This window comes from Bacteroides sp. RTP31139st1_H2_RTP31139_211217 (genome assembly GCF_040227615.1).
GTDB classification, from domain to species: Bacteria; Bacteroidota; Bacteroidia; order Bacteroidales; family Bacteroidaceae; genus Bacteroides; species Bacteroides uniformis.
In genome coordinates, this window is sequence record NZ_JBCNZM010000098.1 from 1 (window position 1) to 17615 (window position 17615).

The 17615-nt window shown below is 44.8% G+C and carries 15 protein-coding genes; 12 read left to right on the top strand and 3 right to left on the bottom strand.

Annotated features, from left to right (window positions below; genetic code table 11):
- The first annotated feature begins 239 nt into the window (after positions 1-239).
- Together ABUA47_RS15635 and purT are read left to right on the top strand one after the other, a co-directional pair.
- Positions 240-1757: a DUF4301 family protein gene (locus ABUA47_RS15635; RefSeq protein WP_035448576.1), complete on the top strand. Its 1518-nt coding sequence runs from the start codon at positions 240-242 to the stop codon at positions 1755-1757.
- 138 nt (positions 1758-1895) lie between these two features.
- Positions 1896-3062: a formate-dependent phosphoribosylglycinamide formyltransferase gene (purT, locus tag ABUA47_RS15640; protein WP_005827720.1), complete on the top strand. Its 1167-nt coding sequence runs from the start codon at positions 1896-1898 to the stop codon at positions 3060-3062.
- 69 nt (positions 3063-3131) lie between these two features.
- Here the strand turns inward: purT and ABUA47_RS15645 are convergent, their stop codons facing one another.
- Both ABUA47_RS15645 and ispE read right to left on the bottom strand, forming a co-directional pair.
- A complete protein-coding gene (locus ABUA47_RS15645; RefSeq protein ID WP_005827722.1) occupies positions 3132-3626 on the bottom strand; it encodes a PepSY-like domain-containing protein in 495 nt (164 codons plus the stop codon).
- Positions 3627-3709: 83 nt separating this feature from the next.
- Entirely contained in the window at positions 3710-4543 is an 834-nt protein-coding gene (ispE, locus tag ABUA47_RS15650; protein ID WP_035448574.1) for a 4-(cytidine 5'-diphospho)-2-C-methyl-D-erythritol kinase, read from the bottom strand.
- Between the two features lie 297 nt (positions 4544-4840).
- On the opposite strand from ispE, the gene dnaB reads away from it, so the two are divergent.
- The gene (gene dnaB / locus ABUA47_RS15655; protein ID WP_008664493.1) at positions 4841-6412 is read left to right on the top strand and encodes a replicative DNA helicase; all 1572 of its coding nucleotides are present in this window, start codon (positions 4841-4843) and stop codon (positions 6410-6412) included.
- A gap of 157 nt (positions 6413-6569) precedes the next feature.
- On the opposite strand, the gene ABUA47_RS15660 is transcribed toward dnaB, so the two are convergent.
- On the bottom strand, positions 6570-11042 hold the full coding sequence (locus ABUA47_RS15660) for a translocation/assembly module TamB domain-containing protein (protein WP_035449282.1): 4473 nt from the start codon (positions 11040-11042) through the stop codon (positions 6570-6572).
- Positions 11043-11246: 204 nt separating this feature from the next.
- Between ABUA47_RS15660 and tsaD the strand changes: the two genes are divergently transcribed.
- The 9 genes from tsaD to ABUA47_RS15705 all read left to right on the top strand — a co-directional run bounded on the left by tsaD (position 11247) and on the right by ABUA47_RS15705 (position 17579).
- Complete coding sequence (tsaD, locus tag ABUA47_RS15665; protein WP_034532866.1) at positions 11247-12269, top strand: tRNA (adenosine(37)-N6)-threonylcarbamoyltransferase complex transferase subunit TsaD; 1023 nt, start codon at positions 11247-11249, stop codon at positions 12267-12269.
- Between the two features lie 13 nt (positions 12270-12282).
- On the top strand, positions 12283-12750 hold the full coding sequence (locus tag ABUA47_RS15670) for a CinA family protein (RefSeq protein WP_008664496.1): 468 nt from the start codon (positions 12283-12285) through the stop codon (positions 12748-12750).
- A 121-nt stretch (positions 12751-12871) separates the two neighbouring features.
- The gene (rpmB, locus tag ABUA47_RS15675; RefSeq protein ID WP_004291052.1) at positions 12872-13132 is read left to right on the top strand and encodes a 50S ribosomal protein L28; all 261 of its coding nucleotides are present in this window, start codon (positions 12872-12874) and stop codon (positions 13130-13132) included.
- Positions 13133-13152: 20 nt separating this feature from the next.
- Positions 13153-13341: a 50S ribosomal protein L33 gene (gene rpmG, locus ABUA47_RS15680; RefSeq protein WP_002560155.1), complete on the top strand. Its 189-nt coding sequence runs from the start codon at positions 13153-13155 to the stop codon at positions 13339-13341.
- Between the two features lie 14 nt (positions 13342-13355).
- Positions 13356-13514 carry a DUF4295 domain-containing protein gene (locus ABUA47_RS15685; protein ID WP_005827735.1) on the top strand — a complete coding sequence of 53 codons (159 nt, stop codon included), beginning with the start codon at positions 13356-13358 and terminating at the stop codon, positions 13512-13514.
- Between the two features lie 250 nt (positions 13515-13764).
- Entirely contained in the window at positions 13765-14724 is a 960-nt protein-coding gene (gene ftsY, locus ABUA47_RS15690) for a signal recognition particle-docking protein FtsY (RefSeq protein WP_005827738.1), read from the top strand.
- Positions 14721-16019 (top strand): 30S ribosomal protein S12 methylthiotransferase RimO, encoded by a 1299-nt coding sequence (gene rimO, locus ABUA47_RS15695; RefSeq protein WP_009038370.1) that lies wholly within the window; start codon positions 14721-14723, stop codon positions 16017-16019. The genes ftsY and rimO overlap by 4 nt, the downstream gene beginning before the upstream one ends.
- Before the next feature lie 78 nt (positions 16020-16097).
- On the top strand, positions 16098-16370 hold the full coding sequence (locus tag ABUA47_RS15700) for an HU family DNA-binding protein (protein ID WP_005827742.1): 273 nt from the start codon (positions 16098-16100) through the stop codon (positions 16368-16370).
- A 27-nt stretch (positions 16371-16397) separates the two neighbouring features.
- Entirely contained in the window at positions 16398-17579 is a 1182-nt protein-coding gene (locus ABUA47_RS15705) for an HU family DNA-binding protein (protein WP_009038371.1), read from the top strand.
- The last annotated feature ends 36 nt before the right edge of the window (positions 17580-17615 follow it).

Genomic DNA, 17615 nt, shown 5'->3' on the forward strand with positions numbered 1-17615 from the left:
GTATTGACAAGATGTGTTTTCAGCTTTTTGCAGTCCCCCTTCTGGAGGGTTTCTCCGGAAAGTTGCAACAGTTTGCGGTAGAGCGAGAAGAGTAAATCTTTCTCTTTGATAGTGAAAAATTCATCAGTTTCCATAATCGTCCGTATTTTATGCTTCAAAGGTAAGTTTTTTCTTCATTTTCTTGACGGCAGTTCTGCTTTTTTTGTATTTTTGGGCATGAATTAATAAAACAAGATATTATGATAACACCGCAAGACAAAGAGTTGCTCGAAAATAAAGGCATCTCCGAAGAACAAATAGCCGAACAGTTGGCTTGTTTCGAAAAAGGTTTTCCATACTTGAAGCTGTCTGCCGCCGTTTCTGTAGAAAAGGGTATACTGGCTCCGGATACGGATGAACAGAAGAAATACCTGGATGCCTGGGAGGCATATACACAAACCGATAAAGTGGTGGTGAAGTTTGTGCCTGCTTCGGGTGCTGCCAGCCGTATGTTCAAGAACTTGTTTGAATTTCTCGGGGCAGACTATGACACTCCCCAGACAAACTTTGAAAAGACTTTCTTTGAGAAAATAGAGAAGTTTGCCTTCTATGATGACTTGAATACCGCTTGCCAGAGGACTGCCGGAAAGGATATACCGACTTTGGTTGCCGCCGGAAACTACAAGGCGGTTGTTGCTGCCTTACTCGAAGGGGCCGGACTGAACTATGGTGCTCTGCCCAAAGGATTGCTTAAGTTCCATAAGTATGAAGACGGTAGCCGCACGCCGCTGGAAGAGCACTTGGTAGAAGGAGCATTGTATGCTGCCAATAAGAACGGTAAGGTGAATGTGCATTTCACGGTTTCGCCCGAACATCGTGCCTTGTTCAAGGCTTTGGTAGACGAAAAGGCTGCCGCTTATGCAAAGAAGTATGGGGTGGATTATAACATCTCTTTTTCGGAACAGAAACCGAGCACCGATACCATTGCCGCCGATATGGAAAACAAACCCTTCCGCGACAATGGCAAATTGTTGTTCCGTCCCGGCGGTCATGGCGCCTTGATTGAAAACTTGAATGACCTTGATGCGGATATTATCTTCATAAAGAATATAGACAATGTGGTACCCGACAAGCTGAAAGGTGACACCGTATTATATAAGAAACTGATTGCCGGTGTGCTGGTAGCGTTACAGCAGAGAGCGTTTGCTTATCTGCAGTTGCTTGACAGCGGGAAGTATACACACGAGCAAATTCTTGAAGTTCTGCAATTTCTGCAGAAACAACTCTATTGCAAGAATCCGGAGACAAAGAATCTGGAAGATGCCGAGTTGGTTATATATCTGAAAGAGAAGCTGAACCGTCCGATGCGTGTTTGCGGTATGGTGAAGAACGTAGGCGAACCGGGCGGAGGTCCGTTCCTGGCATACAACAGTGACGGTACTATCTCTCTGCAGATTCTGGAAAGTTCGCAGATTGATATGGACGACCCGGAAAAGAAGGAAATGTTTGAAAAGGGTACCCATTTCAATCCGGTGGATTTGGTTTGCGCTGTACGTGACTATAAAGGACATAAGTTCAATCTTGTGAAGTATGTGGATAAAGCGACAGGCTTCATCTCTTATAAGTCCAAGAACGGCAAGGACCTGAAAGCGCTTGAACTTCCCGGTTTGTGGAACGGGGCCATGAGTGATTGGAACACAGTATTTGTAGAAGTGCCTCTGACTACATTCAATCCGGTAAAGACGGTGAATGACTTGTTGAGAGAACAACACCAATAAGAGGATTTACTATTAGACGATTTACGATGTACGATTGGGATTGCTTTGGCTTGTGGCGGTTTATTGTCTAAAGTAACTCTAATCGTACATCGTACGTCGTCAAATCGTAAATATATAAAATTGTAAATAAAAGAATTGATGAAAAAGATTTTATTGTTAGGTTCCGGTGAGTTGGGCAAGGAGTTTGTTATTTCTGCCCAACGTAAGGGCCAGTATATCATTGCTTGCGACTCGTATGCCGGAGCGCCTGCCATGCAAGTGGCAGATGAATGTGAGGTATTCAGCATGCTCGATGGAGATGCTTTGGAACGTGTAGTACGCAAACACCAGCCGGATATTATTGTTCCGGAAATTGAGGCTATCCGTACAGAACGTCTGTATGATTTCGAGAAAGAAGGCATTCAGGTAGTGCCCAGTGCACGCGCCGTGAACTTTACCATGAACCGTAAAGCCATACGTGACCTTGCAGCTAAAGAGCTGGGATTGAAGACTGCTAAATATTTTTATGCCAAATCTTTGGATGAACTGAAAGCTGCTGCTGAAAAGATAGGTTTCCCGTGTGTGGTGAAACCGCTGATGTCCTCTTCCGGTAAAGGCCAGTCTCTCGTAAAGAGTGCCGACGAACTGGAGCATGCCTGGGAGTATGGCTGTAATGGTAGCCGTGGAGACATCAAAGAACTTATCATTGAAGAGTTCATCAAGTTCGACAGTGAGATAACACTGCTCACCGTAACACAGAAGAATGGTCCGACCTTGTTCTGCCCGCCTATCGGCCATGTACAGAAGGGTGGGGACTATCGTGAAAGCTTCCAGCCTGCCCATATTGACCCTGCCCATCTAAGGGAGGCGCAGGATATGGCAGAGAAAGTGACCCGTGCCTTGACCGGTGCCGGATTGTGGGGAGTGGAATTCTTTCTCAGCCATGAGAACGGTGTCTATTTCTCCGAACTCTCTCCACGTCCGCACGATACGGGTATGGTAACCCTGGCCGGAACCCAGAATCTGAATGAGTTTGAATTGCACTGTCGTGCGGTGCTTGGTCTGCCTATCCCTGGCATCAAGCAGGAGCGTATAGGAGCCAGTGCTGTCATCCTTTCTCCGATAGCCAGTCAGGAACGTCCCAATTATCGTGGCATGGAAGAGGTTACGAAAGAAGAGGATACTTATCTGCGTATTTTTGGTAAGCCTACTACCCGCGTAAACCGCCGTATGGGTGTAGTGCTGTGTTATGCACCTCTTGACAGTGATCTTGACACGCTGCGCGACAAAGCGAAGCGTATTGCTGATAGGGTAGAGGTATATTAATGATTAGTGATGAATGATTGGTGATTTGTTGATGAATGGATACCATCAACAAATCACCAATCGTCAGTATTAATCATTGAAAAAGAGTCCGGGATAAATCTCTCCTCCAAGTTCTGTTACATCGAGGCTTTGTAATAGTTTTCCATCCGGAGCATAGAACAGTTGGAATTCTTCATCGGAATTGTATTGTTCCACCTCAATTATTATCACTGTGGGATGTTTGGGAAAGGTGATGATTCTTATATCCCTTAATCTCATGCCGGTCATTGTACTGCTCATGAATGCTTCTGCCACGGGAGCCGGCACTTTTTCCAGTGACTCTACATCCGTTTCAGTCATAACCCACTCCGCTTGTTTATTGAACCAGACATCAATTTCCTGACCATCTGCAATAAATTCTGCCACGTAGCAACCGGCCATTTGCTCCCATTCTACATCCGTTGCTTGAGGATAGAGCGTTTGAAAAGCTGTTTGTATATTTGCAGGAAGACGTCCTTCCGCAAAAGCGGACACCGACAGCAAGGCAAGTAGTCCTGCCAGAATACAGAATTTGAACTTTTTCATAATCAAGGTTGTTTTGAGTTTTCTGTAAGAACAACCTTGTTGTATTTTTGTTTCCGGAAATCAGTATATTGGTTGATGCATTTTTAAATATCAGTGAACCGGCCTTTGTATACAAAAGCTTTTTCTCCGAAATCCACTTCCGGTAATACGGCATCTTCCTTGAATAATCCGTAAACAGATGACCCCGAACCACTCATGGAGGCATATACAGCTCCTTGCCGGTACATCTCTTCCTTGATTTTTCCAATAGCCGGGAATTGGGGGAATACGCTTTCTTCAAAGTCATTGACCATTCGTCCGTTCCATTCTTCTACGGGAAGTTGGGCAATTTCTTTCAGGGACATTTCCGGATGATGCGGTTTTATTTTTGCAAAGGCATCCCGTGTAGAGACGAAAATGTCCGGCTTCACCAACCATATCCGATATCCTTTCAGTGAGAGGGGAAGGGGAGAAAATATGTTTCCGATACCTTCTGCGTAAGTCGGACGGTTTTTGATGAAGAAGGCACAATCGGCACCCAGCTTGGCGGCATACTCTTCCAGAGTGTCATCCGGCAGTCCGAGTTCAAACTTATTATTCAGAAGCTTCAGCATGAAGGCTGCATCGGCCGAACCGCCACCCAGTCCGGCTCCCGAGGGAATATGCTTGAAGAGATGAATATCTACCGGAGGAAGGTTGAACCGGTCATCCAGTAACTTGTAGGCTTTCACTACCAGGTTACTCTCTGCTTCTCCCTCAATTTCCAGACCTGCTTGATGCAGACGGAACTTTCCGTTTCCTTCGTTCAAGATATTTATTTCCAAAGCATCTTCTATGGGAACCGGATAGAAAATGGTTTCCAGATTATGGTATCCGTCCGGACGCTTTTCTGTGATATTCAGTCCCAGGTTTATTTTGGCATTTGGAAAAGTCAGCATGGCGTTGAAAATTAAGAATTAATAATTTAAAATTAAAAGGAGAAGCTATTGGAGTGCAGCTTCCGAAGACAAAGTTAGTGATTTCTGTTCATAGTAGATTGAAAACTTAACAATGATTTATTTACTGCTTATAAATAAATTCGCTTATCTTTGCCATACGAGCGAAGATAGGCTGCACCTCAACATAACTTTTTCATGCAAGCATGAAAGTTATGTATTCGGTTTGCACTATCTTTGCTTTCCCTTTCTAAAAGGGTAATTCATTTAATTTTTAATTTTCAATTTTTAATTCTTAAAGTGGCAGAACAAAGAAGAACATCCCGTACTCCGAAAGGAAAGGCACCACAGCCCGTAACAGACTACGGACGTATCCAGCCGCAAGCGCCGGAGCTGGAAGAAGCTGTCTTGGGAGCCTTGATGATTGAGAAGGACGCTTATTCGCTGGTAAGTGAAATTCTTCGTCCGGAGTCATTCTATGAACATAGACATCAGTTGATATATTCCGCTATTACCGATTTGGCCGTGAATCAGAAGCCGGTCGATATCCTCACCGTGAAGGAGCAGCTTTCCAAGCGGGGAGAATTGGAGGAAGTGGGCGGCCCGTTCTATATTACCCAACTCAGCAGTAAGGTGGCATCTTCTGCACACATCGAATACCATGCACGTATCATTGCACAGAAAGCTTTGGCACGTGAACTGATTACTTTTACCAGCAATATCCAGAGCAAGGCTTTCGACGAGACGCTGGATGTGGACGACCTGATGCAGGAGGCCGAAGGAAAACTGTTCGAGATTTCCCAGCAGAACATGAAGAAGGATTATACACAAATTAATCCTGTCATTGCCGAAGCCTATGATTTGATTCAGAAAGCTGCTGCCCGTACCGATGGTTTGAGTGGCTTGGAAAGTGGGTATACCAAGCTGGACAAGATGACTTCCGGATGGCAGAAGTCCGACCTCATCATTATTGCAGCCCGTCCTGCCATGGGTAAAACGGCGTTCGTACTTTCCATGGCAAAAAACATTGCCGTGAATTTCCGCAATCCCGTAGCACTGTTCTCGCTTGAAATGAGTAACGTGCAGCTGGTGAACCGTCTGATATCCAACGTGTGCGAGATTCCGAGTGAGAAAATCAAGAGTGGCCAGTTGGCGGACTATGAATGGCAGCAGTTGGATTACAAACTGCGTGACTTGCTGGATGCTCCGCTTTATGTGGACGATACGCCTTCTTTGTCGGTATTTGAACTCCGTACGAAAGCACGGCGTCTGGTACGTGAGCACGGAGTGAAGATTATCATCATCGACTACCTTCAGCTGATGAATGCAAGCGGAATGTCTTTCGGTAGCCGTCAGGAAGAAGTTAGTACCATTTCGCGCTCATTGAAAGGTTTGGCCAAGGAGCTGAACATTCCTATCATCGCTCTGTCGCAGTTGAACCGTGGTGTGGAGAACCGTGAAGGCGAGGAAGGCAAGCGTCCCCAGTTGAGCGACCTTCGTGAATCCGGTGCCATCGAGCAGGATGCCGATATGGTGTGCTTCATTCACCGTCCCGAATATTACAAGATTTATACTTCTGCCGATGGCAGTGACTTGCGCGGTATGGCAGAAATCATCATAGCAAAGCACCGTAACGGTGCCGTGGGGGATGTGCGTCTGAGATTTATCGGACAGTACACCCGTTTCCAGAATCCGGAGGATGATATGGTTATCCCACCTCCGACGGAGGGTGGAGGAGCTACATTCGGTTCACGTATGAATGCGCCTATCGGAAGTACGGCAACACCGCCACCTCCATCGGCTGCTGATTTTCCGCCACAGACGGACAACCCGTTTGGAGGTGTGGGGTCGGATGGGCCATTACCTTTCTGATGTATTTTTATGGCTACACCCTTTGCCTTGAATGCCTATACCATCGTAGAGTGATGGCTACACCTTTAGGCACAAAGGGTGTAGCCATTTAAAATGCTGTATTTTAGCCTATTTGCTTGCTCTAAAGCCTTCAGTGTGGACAGTAAGAACGTCAATCTTACTTTTGCTCCCTTTTCCGCTTTGATTGTGCCTCGGGTATCTGCCGTTCTGTGTTTATTTTATCAGTGGATAGAGTATCTTGTTTTATTTCTTGTTCCTTTCTCAGCCGGTTGAGTTTCCATCTGTTCCAGAAAAGGAGTTCACTCCATTTGTTGAAATCCTTTTTGAAGATAATACCAATACCTTGTGTTGTCAGATTTGTCCGGGTGTAGTAGCGGTCGTTCGTTTCGTTGTACGCTTTCAGGCGGATGTCTCCGGAACGGTTGACGAGCCATTCCGCTTCAAAGTCTCCCACAAAATTGGTATTTGCCATCGGATTGTCACGATAACCAAAATTACCATTGATAAGTAGTCGGTTATTCAATAATTGCCCCGAAAGCATGGTCTCGAACTCCATGTCTGTCCAGCCTCTTTCACCGGTACTGAAATTGGTGCCGAAGTTCCAGTTATTAACATCGAGAATGTTCGATAAAGCGTTATTCAACTGTCCGGAAAGGGTGGATGAAACAACACTGGACATCATATTCGAATTCTGGGTGGCTCCCAAGTTTTCCGGGGTATAGAACTTGCCGATAGCCAACAGATAGAGTATCTGCATGTTCATTTGCTCGTCAGTAGGAATATAGTTACGGACAATGGCCTGCACTTCATCGCGTTCGTTGGGCAGCTCGATGTCGAATTTTACATCGGGTGAAGTCAATTGTCCGGTAAGGTCCATCATACAGTTCACTTTTACATTTGTTTGGCTGATGTAGCCGGAGGTTGCCTCGTTGGGCATTAGGTCATTTAAGGATGCTGAGTTGACCGTATAGCCTGCTTTTATGTCCAGAGTGGCATCCAGCGGCGAACCGTTGAATGTAATGGTACTTCCATCCCTGATAATAAAGTCCTTTCGGATAACCTCTTGCAGACTGAATTTATAGACTCCCTGGCTTATTCGGTAACTGCCGAACATCTTTACATCTCCTTTATTGAAGAACTCAGTACGGATATTTCCGGTTCCCCGTCCACTGATATAGTCGCCGGCGATAGGGTCCATGATAATCTTCATGGTAGCGTCGGGGGTGGCGTCTACCAAGAGATTCAGCCGGATGTCAGTGTCGCTCTCTTTCTCTTCCTCGATTTCCTTTTGGGCAATCTCGTAGTCGGAAAGGCGGACAGAGTCTTGTACGGCACGGCGTGGCGTCTTGTCCACAAACTTGATGAACTGGTTGCTGACCGCTGTAGATACGTTATCCTTTATATAGGTAAAGGTGGTGTTACGATTGGTAGTCATTGCAACGTCAATGTTAACGCCATCTTGGGCATTACCGGCAATAGTGGCATTCCCCGTACCGTAGACGGTGCCGTAGAAGGGATAGTCCGGTGATTCTTTGGTATTCATCACCAGCATGTCGTTGACATTGAAATTGAAACGGTACTCCAGGTTCTTGAAATGCTGATAGTGCAGATAGCCGCTCATGCTGCCTTGATGCCCTTGCGTGTCGAAAATGCGGTTGTTGCGGAAGGTCAACCCGCCGGGCTCGATGTAGATGCTGTCTTTGACGGAGAAAGTGGTGTTGAGCACGTCTACCTTCATGGAAGCATCGCCGAATACACGCCCTTCCATGGTGAGAGCCTTGAATTTGCCATAGAAATGTACATGGCCGGTGGCACGTCCGTTGAATTCGGGCGTGATGCTGCTCATATAATGATGTATAAACTTCAAGTTGGTACCGCCCGCTTCAATTTGGAGATCCAATGAACTGGTGGGCTTCAAGGGATAGACATAGCCATACACATGGCTTTTGGCGATATCTTTCTCCCGGATATGGGCATCCAGATAGATGCCCTTCACGTCGTGGTGCCATTCTCCGTGTATGTTGGCATCACCCAGCAAGCCTTCGTTCAATCCGAGATTGCGGATAAACAAGTCGGTGCTCATGACGGGGGTTTCTAGTACTCCGCTGGCGAAAGCCGGACCGGTGGCTTCTCCTTTGAAATTGACTCCGAGGTCTGCAATGTCGAACACATAACCGATGTTGATTTCCTTCAAATCCAGACGTACTGTATCTTCGGGTTGTGGTGAAACGATACCATTGATACGCAAGTGCCGGTCTTTATGGCTGAAGTAGAAATCATTGACATACACTTTGCCGGAGTCGAGTACCACTTGGGAGGGATGTATATCCCATAGCGTATCGTTCAGTATCACGTTGGTGGGCTGGACATCAATGACGGTTTTTAAGGGGGGAAGTTTCCTCTTGTTTTCATTCGCTTCTTTCTGTTCACGGATGAAGTGGGCGACGGCGGCGAGTTTCCCGCTGTAGGTTACAGTGCTGCTGTTACCCCAGTTCAGCGTGGTCTGTATGCTGTTGCTCTGGGCTTGCGCTTCTAAAGCTATATTGACAGCGCCGCTTGATTTGCGGTTGCTGAAGCGTAGGCGTGTATGAAACTGGTCACCGGGATTCTCGCAAAGGAACATTCCGGATTCGATGAATTTGTTTTCATAGCGGAGACGAGGAAAATAGCCTTCTACACGGAGCCGCTGTGCCTTGTCATTGAAGTATCCTTTAATGGTGGAATGGGTATATACTTTTACCGGAATCTGAAAGACGGTGGAGAGCAGTTCCGTATTGTAAATGTGCATGTCGAAATGGAAATTGTTCTCCGTCTCTATGGGTTTCTTGTCTGGCAGAATCAAGGCGGGGATATAACGACGCATGATATTCAGTACACTGGCAGGCAGGGTACGATAAGAATAATCGCCTTCTATGCTACCTTGGAGAAAGTTGGATTGGATAGTCAGCCGTTTCTGGTTTTCGCTTTCTCTTATGGCGGATATCTTCAGGTTGTCCAGGAAGTATTGTGTTTCCGGAGCTGCGAACGATAAGCTGTCAATGTTGATTTCACCGTTCATCTCGTCAATGGAACCGCCGGTGAAGTCCGCCTTGACTTTGACTGATATTTCCGTATCTTCATAGTCGGGTGTCAGATGTAGGGCATGAGGACGAAATTTGTCGATGCTTGCCTGAAAGTTGAAAGTCGGTACCCGACTGGCGGTATTGATGGTACCGTTCAAAATAACAGAACCATTGGTGTCATCCAAGGCGACTTTTCCCGTGAAGCCTCCCTGCTTGTATTCTCCATCCAGAGTGATATTTTCGTAATTGTAGTCGCTGTAATCAATGGAGGCAACCAACCCTTTCAGCAGTACGGACGGATATTGCTTTTCATAATGGCTGCTGTTGACATCCAGATTGAAAGTTACTTTACCCAGTTTTTTGTTACCCAGCATCTTGCCTAGCTCAAACTCTTTGGTTTTCACTGCACCGGAATAGGCAAAATAACCTTTATCTTTGTTAGAACTTAGTTTTACGTCAGTTTGGATGGTTCCGATGTCGGTGCGTACTTGTCCGTAAGTTACGAGGTCTGTGAAGTAGCCCGATACTTCTCCACGGAAGGAAACCGTTCCTAAGTGTTGCAGGACGGGAGGTACTCCATTATAGTTCTTGCTGAAATTCCGGACAAAGAAGGCAATTCCTTCCGGGTCTGCGTACAAATTGGACAAATTGCCGAATATATAAGCATTTTCCGGATGGGAAAGGTCTTGTAGTGATACGTCTCCCCTCAGATAAAAATGATTTCCGACAGAGACGGAAAGGTGCGGGCAATTCAGTTGATTGACAGTGCCGTCCGTCTGTACCTCTACTTGCAATTTTTCCTTAAAAGAACCAAAAGCCGGAACAAAAGCCGATAAATCCTGCAAGGCGATTTGAGAGGGCAGCAAATGGAATGAGAAACGGACATCTTGGGCAAGATTGTCAAACGCCCCCAGGCTGTCATAATCCATGTGTATAGTATCCATTGCCAAAGAGGTGTTGGGGAGGTCGATGGCGAAATTTTCGATTTTCATCCGTTGGTCATTGCCGATAACCTTTAGGCTTAGTTTCTTCAATTCAAATCCGGAATGTTCTTCTTCGATGCTCAGACGCTTGATGGCAGCATTGATAGAATCATTTTGCAATGCTTTTAGGGAGATGTTTGCAATAATGTTACGCAAGCGGAGATGCTGTGGATTGAACTTTCCCGGAGTCTCTTTCTCGGACAGCACATCATATGAAACCTTTCCGCGGCGTATCAGTAAGGAATTGATACGGAGATCCAGGTTATTTTTCTTTTGAACCGTATCTTTGGATGCGAATGCGTCGAGTACAAACTGAAAATTAGGTTTATCCTTGGGAGTCTGCTTGCTCAGATTGATGTTAAAGCCGAACAATTGTATGTTACTGATGGATATTTTGCCGCTGAATAGGGGGAGAATATCGAATTTGGCGGAAAGACGGGTCACCTTCAACATTTCCTTGCCGGACTGGTCGTCCAGGAGCAGGTCGTCGATGATGATGCGGTTCAGCAATCCTATGTTTATTCGCCCAATGGAAATCTTGCTGTTCAGTATGGAAGCCAGTTCATTGGCAACAAATACAGACATTTGTCGCTGAACGGATGGAATGTTCAGCAACAATATGGTACCGATATACAATCCCAATACAATACCGAGTACCCAGCGTACTGTTTTTTTTAGCTTTCTGATAGGCGGTTAATTTTTATAATCAGCCAACAAAAATATGAAATAATACGTTATGAATCGTACTTTTATCACTACTTTTGCAGCGTTTAAACGTAAATAAACATTATGAGTACAATAATCTTGGGAATAGAATCTTCTTGTGATGACACTTCTGCAGCTGTCATCAAAGATGGTTATCTGCTTTCGAATGTGGTGGCCAGCCAAGCTGTGCATGAAGCATACGGTGGGGTAGTGCCTGAACTGGCTTCCCGCGCGCACCAACAAAATATAGTTCCGGTAGTGCATGAGGCATTGAAACGCGCCGGAGTAACTAAAGAGGAATTGAGTGCTGTGGCTTTTACACGTGGACCGGGATTGATGGGGTCATTGTTGGTGGGGGTATCTTTCGCCAAAGGGTTCGCCCGTTCATTAGGCATTCCCATGATTGATGTTAATCATTTGACTGGCCATGTTTTAGCTCATTTCATTAAAGCAGAAGGTGAAGATAATGTGCAGCCGGAATTTCCTTTCCTCTGCTTGCTGGTTTCCGGTGGAAACTCACAGATTATCTTGGTGAAAGCCTATAACGATATGGAAATTTTGGGGCAGACCATTGATGATGCCGCCGGTGAAGCCATTGACAAATGCTCGAAGGTAATGGGATTGGGATATCCGGGTGGTCCGATTATTGACAAACTGGCTCGGCAAGGTAATCCTAAAGCCTTCTCGTTCAGCAAACCGCATATTCCAGGGTTGGATTATAGTTTTAGCGGACTTAAGACCTCGTTTCTTTACTCTCTGCGCGACTGGATGAAGGACGACCCCGATTTCATCGAACATCACAAGATGGATTTGGCGGCATCGCTGGAAGCTACCGTTGTAGATATCTTGATGGATAAGTTGCGCAAAGCTGCCAAACAATATAAAATAAAGGAAGTGGCTGTTGCGGGAGGCGTTTCTGCCAATAATGGATTGCGTAATGCTTTCCGTGAGCATGCCGGGAAGTATGGTTGGAAAATATTTATTCCGAAGTTCAGCTACACAACGGATAACGCTGCCATGATTGCCATTACCGGATACTTCAAGTATATGGATAAGGATTTTTGTCCGATGGAAGCACCTGCTTATTCACGCGTAACTTTAGGATAATATATAATAAGGTATGAAGCTGGAAGAAAAGGTAGGAGAGCTGCTGAAAGCAAAGAAATTGTCCCTTTCCACCGCAGAAAGTTGTACGGGTGGAGGGATTGCCGCTCTGATAACTTCCGTTCCCGGCAGTTCGGAATACTTTAATGGTAGTATAGTGGCGTATTCCAATGAAATAAAGATGTCTTTGCTGCATGTATCTGCCGAAACTTTGGAAAAACATGGAGCAGTAAGCCGCGAAACTGTTACGGAAATGGTGAAAGGTGCGATGAAAACGCTGAAAACAGATTGTGCAGTGGCTACTTCCGGTATTGCAGGTCCTGGAGGTGGGACTCCGGAAAAACCGGTGGGTACGGTGTGGATAGCCGCTGCCTATAAAAATGAAATCGTTACCATGAAGCAGGAGGGAGACGAGGGAAGAAAGGGAAATGTGGAAAAAGCAATTCAAAATGCCCTTTTGTTGCTTTGTGAGAAGCTGAAATGAGGAAAAAATGCTATCATACAGTGAATTATTTTAAGAAAAACTTGTTTGGTAACGATAAAAGTGCTTACTTTGCGCTCTGTTTGAAATAGGCAAAAAAGAAAACTATAAAATTAAGATAGAAATGTCAAAGATTTGTCAAATTACCGGAAAGAAGGCCATGATTGGCAACAATGTTTCACACTCAAAGAGAAGAACAAAGAGAACCTTTGATTTGAACTTGTTTAACAAGAAGTTCTACTATGTAGAGCAGGATTGCTGGATCAGCCTTAGCATTTGCGCTAATGGTTTGCGCATTATTAATAAGAAAGGACTGGACGCTGCTTTGAAAGATGCGGTAGCTAAAGGTTATTGTGATTGGAAAAGCATTAAAGTTATTGGCTAAAGTAGAGGAGAATACTGATTATGGCAAAGAAAGCAAAAGGTAACAGAGTACAGGTGATTCTGGAATGCACAGAACACAAGGATAGCGGTATGCCGGGTACTTCTCGTTATATTACGACGAAGAACAGAAAGAATACCACAGAGAGATTGGAGTTGAAGAAATACAACCCGATTCTGAAGAGAGTGACAGTACATAAAGAAATTAAATAATAAATCTATAACTTATGGCAAAGAAAGCGGTAGCAACCTTGCACGAAGGAAGCAAAGAAGGACGTTCTTATACAAAGGTTATCAAAATGGTGAAGTCTCCTAAGACTGGTGCTTACATCTTTGATGAACAGATGGTCCGTAATGAAGATGTTCAGAACTTCTTTAAGAAATAAGATAAATACAGTGGCTGTAAAGCGCTGATGACTTATAAAGGTCCCCTTGTCGGTATTTCCGGTAAGGGGATTTCTTTTTAAAAAGAGGACGAAGTTTTTAATATTCGTCAGTTTTGTTATATCTTTGCTGAAAATGCGAAGATAGGCTGCACCTCGGCATAAAAAATGAACGGGTTCATTTTATTCTGCATCCGGTTTGCACTATCTTTGCAGGGAATGCGAAAACAGGTTGCATAAAAATAATTAGTGTATGGGATTTTTTAGTTTTTTCTCCAAGGAAAAAAAGGAAACATTAGATAAAGGATTATCTAAGACCAAAGAAAGTGTGTTTGGCAAGATTGCGCGTGCCGTGGCAGGAAAGTCAAAAGTTGATGATGAAGTATTGGATAATCTGGAAGAGGTGTTGATAACTTCGGATGTGGGCGTGGAAACGACACTGAAAATTATTGAACGTATCGAAAAGCGTGCAGCAGCCGACAAATATATGAATGCCACTGAGCTGAATCATATTTTACGTGATGAAATCGCAGCGTTGCTTACAGAGAATAATTCGGAGGATGTGGATGACTTTGAAGCACCGATTGCGAAGAAACCATACGTCATTATGGTAGTGGGCGTCAATGGTGTAGGGAAGACTACTACGATTGGCAAACTGGCTTATCAGTTCAAGAAAGCCGGAAAGTCTGTTTATCTGGGTGCTGCCGATACTTTCCGTGCTGCTGCTGTGGAGCAGTTGGTGATATGGGGTGAACGGGTAGGTGTACCTGTTGTAAAGCAGAAAATGGGTGCTGACCCGGCTTCTGTCGCTTTTGACACACTGAGTTCCGCAACTGCCAATAATGCCGATGTGGTAATTATAGATACGGCAGGACGCCTTCATAATAAAGTCGGTTTGATGAATGAACTGACGAAAATCAAGAATGTGATGAAGAAGGTTGTTCCTGATGCTCCGAATGAGGTGTTGCTTGTGTTGGATGGCTCAACCGGGCAGAATGCATTCGAACAAGCCAAGCAGTTCACTCTGGCAACGGAGGTTACGGCAATGGCTGTTACAAAGTTGGACGGAACAGCCAAGGGTGGCGTAGTCATCGGCATTTCAGACCAGTTTAAAATTCCGGTTAAATATATTGGATTGGGTGAAGGAATGGAAGATTTGCAGGTGTTCCGTAAAAAGGAATTTGTTGATTCACTGTTCGGGGAGAATGCATGAAACGGAAGACTATAGATATCATCACTTTAGGATGTTCTAAAAACCTGGTGGATTCGGAACATTTGATGCGTCAGTTGGAGGAAGTGGGATTCCATGTGACACATGATGCGGAAAGACCGAAGGGACAGATTGCCGTAATCAATACTTGCGGTTTCATCGGTGACGCCAAGGAGGAATCCATTAATATGATTCTGGAATTTGCGCAGGCCAAGGAGGAAGGAAACTTGGAGAAGCTTTATGTAATGGGTTGCCTTTCGGAACGTTATCTGAAGGAATTGGCCGTTGAAATTCCCCAGGTGGATAAATTCTATGGTAAATTCAATTGGAGAGAGTTGTTGCAGGATTTGGGAAAGGCCTATCATGACGAGCTGCACATAGAGCGCACATTGACCACTCCCAAGCATTATGCCTATTTGAAGATATCCGAAGGGTGTGACCGTAAATGTTCTTATTGCGCTATTCCCATCATTACGGGACGGCATGTGTCGCGCCCGATGGAGGAAATACTTGACGAGGTGAAGTATCTGGTTGCACGGGGTGTAAAGGAATTCCAGGTTATAGCCCAGGAGTTGACCTATTACGGAGTAGATTTATATAAGAAGCAAATGTTGCCCGAGCTTGTTGAGCGGATTTCGGATATTCCCGGAGTGGAGTGGATACGCTTGCATTATGCCTATCCGGCACATTTTCCGACTGATTTATTCCGTGTGATGCGCGAGCGTGACAATGTATGCAAATATATGGATATTGCCCTGCAACATATCAGCGACAATATGCTGCAAAAGATGCGCCGCCATGTGACGAAGGATGAGACGTATAAGCTGATAGAACAATTCCGTGAGGAGGTTCCCGGTATCCATCTCCGTACTACACTGATGGTGGGGCATCCAGGAGAAACTGAAGCCGATTTTGAGGAGCTGAAAGAGTTTGTCCGTAAAGTGCGTTTCGATAGAATGGGGGCTTTTGCGTATTCGGAAGAAGAAGGGACGTATGCCGCTGCTGAATATGAGGATTCTATTCCCCAGGAAGTGAAACAAGCGCGCTTGGATGAGTTAATGTCTATTCAACAAGGCATTTCAGGGGAGTTGAGTGCGGAGAAAGTAGGCAGGCAGATGAAAGTAATCATTGACCGGCTGGAAGGCGAATATTATATTGGACGTACAGAATTTGATTCTCCCGAAGTGGATCCTGAGGTTTTGATTGAGCGTGGAGACAGAGCGTTGCATATAGGTAACTTTTACCACGTAGAGATAGTAAATTCCGATGATTTCGACCTTTTTGGACGAATAATTTAAAGATTTTTCCTTATCTTCTTGCATATGTGAAGAAGATTTGCTAATATAGCACCGTAGTTCAATTTAAAGGCTTACATTTTGAATAACAAAGAGTTTACTTCTGAATTGTCGCGGAGGTTAGGATACACATTGAAAGATACTTCTGAACTGGTTGCTTCATTGCTGGCAGATATGACACGGCAGTTGGAGGAGGGAAATATTATCTCTATACAAGGGTTCGGTACATTCGAAGTGAAAAAGAAGGCAGAGCGTATATCTGTGAATCCGACTACAAAGCAGCGTATGCTGGTACCTCCCAAATTGGTGTTGACTTATAAGCCGAGTACATTGTTAAAGGATAAGTTTAAGTAACCGGCTTTTAAAAAAATCTCCCGTATTATGAATGAGAAACTGAACATACAAGACCTGATTGACACGCTGGCTGAAAGGCATGGCATGAGCAAGAAGAATGCGGATAGTTTTGTGAAAGAATTCTTCCAGCTGATTGAGGAGTCTTTGGAGAAGGACAAGTATGTGAAGATACGAGGTTTGGGGACTTTCAAGCTGATAGATGTCGGGAGTCGTGAAAGCGTTAATGTGAATACGGGGGAAAGGTTTGAGATACAAGGGCATACAAAAGTGTCGTTTACACCGGAACCGGCTTTGAAAGATATTATCAATAGACCATTTTCGCATTTTGAAACTGTAGTTTTGAATGACGCTACGGTGCTTGAGGACACCCTGCAGGAAAATGACAGTGAAGATGATGAAGATACTGAAATCAAAACTCCGGAACAAGAGGTGGAGGAGAAGGTTGCCTTAGTGGAAGAAGCCACGATAGAAGAACCTTTGGTGGAAACTGTAGTCGAAGAGCCGTTAGTTGAGCCCGAACCGGAAGTTGAAGAGGAGAAACCGGAAAAAACTGAACCTGAAGCAATGCCTGAAAATATAGTTGCTGTTGAACCGGAACCGTCTGAGCCAGTGATAAAAGATACGGCAGATTCTTCGACTATGAAATATTTTATAGGCATCGTTGTATTTGTAGTGTTGTTGTGTGGTGGTGCCGTAGCTTTCATGTATTATCCGGACTTGCTTGACAAACTTACTGCAAAGCCTCTTGTAGAAGAGGTTGCAGACTCGGATGTGAAGGAATCTGTTACTGAAAAGGTGGATGTCCCTGCCGGTCAAGACAATATTGCCTTGACAGACAGCATTGTTTCAAAAGATGTTGTAGTTCCTGCCCGGACAGATACTGTGGCAGAAACTGTTGCTACAACAACTCCTGCGCTTACAACAACTCCAAAGGAAAATGTACAGGTACAGTCTCCCGCTCCTAAAAAAGAGCAGAAAAAGACAGTTGCACCGTTTGAACCGGATTCTGTGGGGTATACGATTGTGGGAACAGAAACCACTTATACCATCAAGGAAGGGGAAACGCTGACTAGGGTAGCGCTTCGTTTTTATGGGACAAAAGCTCTTTGGCCTTATATCGTGAAGCATAATCCCGGCGTAATCAAGAATCCGGATAATGTACCTTATGGTACCACTATCAAGATACCGAAATTAGCCAAGAAGCAGTAAAAAATTACTGCTTCTTTTTTGTTAAATACTAAACTC

What these genes read in the sequence shown, in the direction of transcription:
- rimO (WP_009038370.1), top strand. Translation starts at nt 14,721, where the DNA reads ATGAAACGGAAGACTATAGATATCATCACTTTAGGATGTTCTAAAAAC.
- ABUA47_RS15705 (WP_009038371.1), top strand. Translation starts at nt 16,398, where the DNA reads ATGAATGAGAAACTGAACATACAAGACCTGATTGACACGCTGGCTGAA.
- rpmG (WP_002560155.1), top strand. Translation starts at nt 13,153, where the DNA reads ATGGCAAAGAAAGCAAAAGGTAACAGAGTACAGGTGATTCTGGAATGC.
- ABUA47_RS15670 (WP_008664496.1), top strand. Translation starts at nt 12,283, where the DNA reads ATGAAGCTGGAAGAAAAGGTAGGAGAGCTGCTGAAAGCAAAGAAATTG.
- ispE (WP_035448574.1), bottom strand. Translation starts at nt 4,543, where the DNA reads ATGCTGACTTTTCCAAATGCCAAAATAAACCTGGGACTGAATATCACA.
- rpmB (WP_004291052.1), top strand. Translation starts at nt 12,872, where the DNA reads ATGTCAAAGATTTGTCAAATTACCGGAAAGAAGGCCATGATTGGCAAC.
- tsaD (WP_034532866.1), top strand. Translation starts at nt 11,247, where the DNA reads ATGAGTACAATAATCTTGGGAATAGAATCTTCTTGTGATGACACTTCT.
- purT (WP_005827720.1), top strand. Translation starts at nt 1,896, where the DNA reads ATGAAAAAGATTTTATTGTTAGGTTCCGGTGAGTTGGGCAAGGAGTTT.
- ABUA47_RS15685 (WP_005827735.1), top strand. Translation starts at nt 13,356, where the DNA reads ATGGCAAAGAAAGCGGTAGCAACCTTGCACGAAGGAAGCAAAGAAGGA.
- ABUA47_RS15635 (WP_035448576.1), top strand. Translation starts at nt 240, where the DNA reads ATGATAACACCGCAAGACAAAGAGTTGCTCGAAAATAAAGGCATCTCC.
- ABUA47_RS15645 (WP_005827722.1), bottom strand. Translation starts at nt 3,626, where the DNA reads ATGAAAAAGTTCAAATTCTGTATTCTGGCAGGACTACTTGCCTTGCTG.
- ABUA47_RS15660 (WP_035449282.1), bottom strand. Translation starts at nt 11,042, where the DNA reads ATGTCTGTATTTGTTGCCAATGAACTGGCTTCCATACTGAACAGCAAG.
- ftsY (WP_005827738.1), top strand. Translation starts at nt 13,765, where the DNA reads ATGGGATTTTTTAGTTTTTTCTCCAAGGAAAAAAAGGAAACATTAGAT.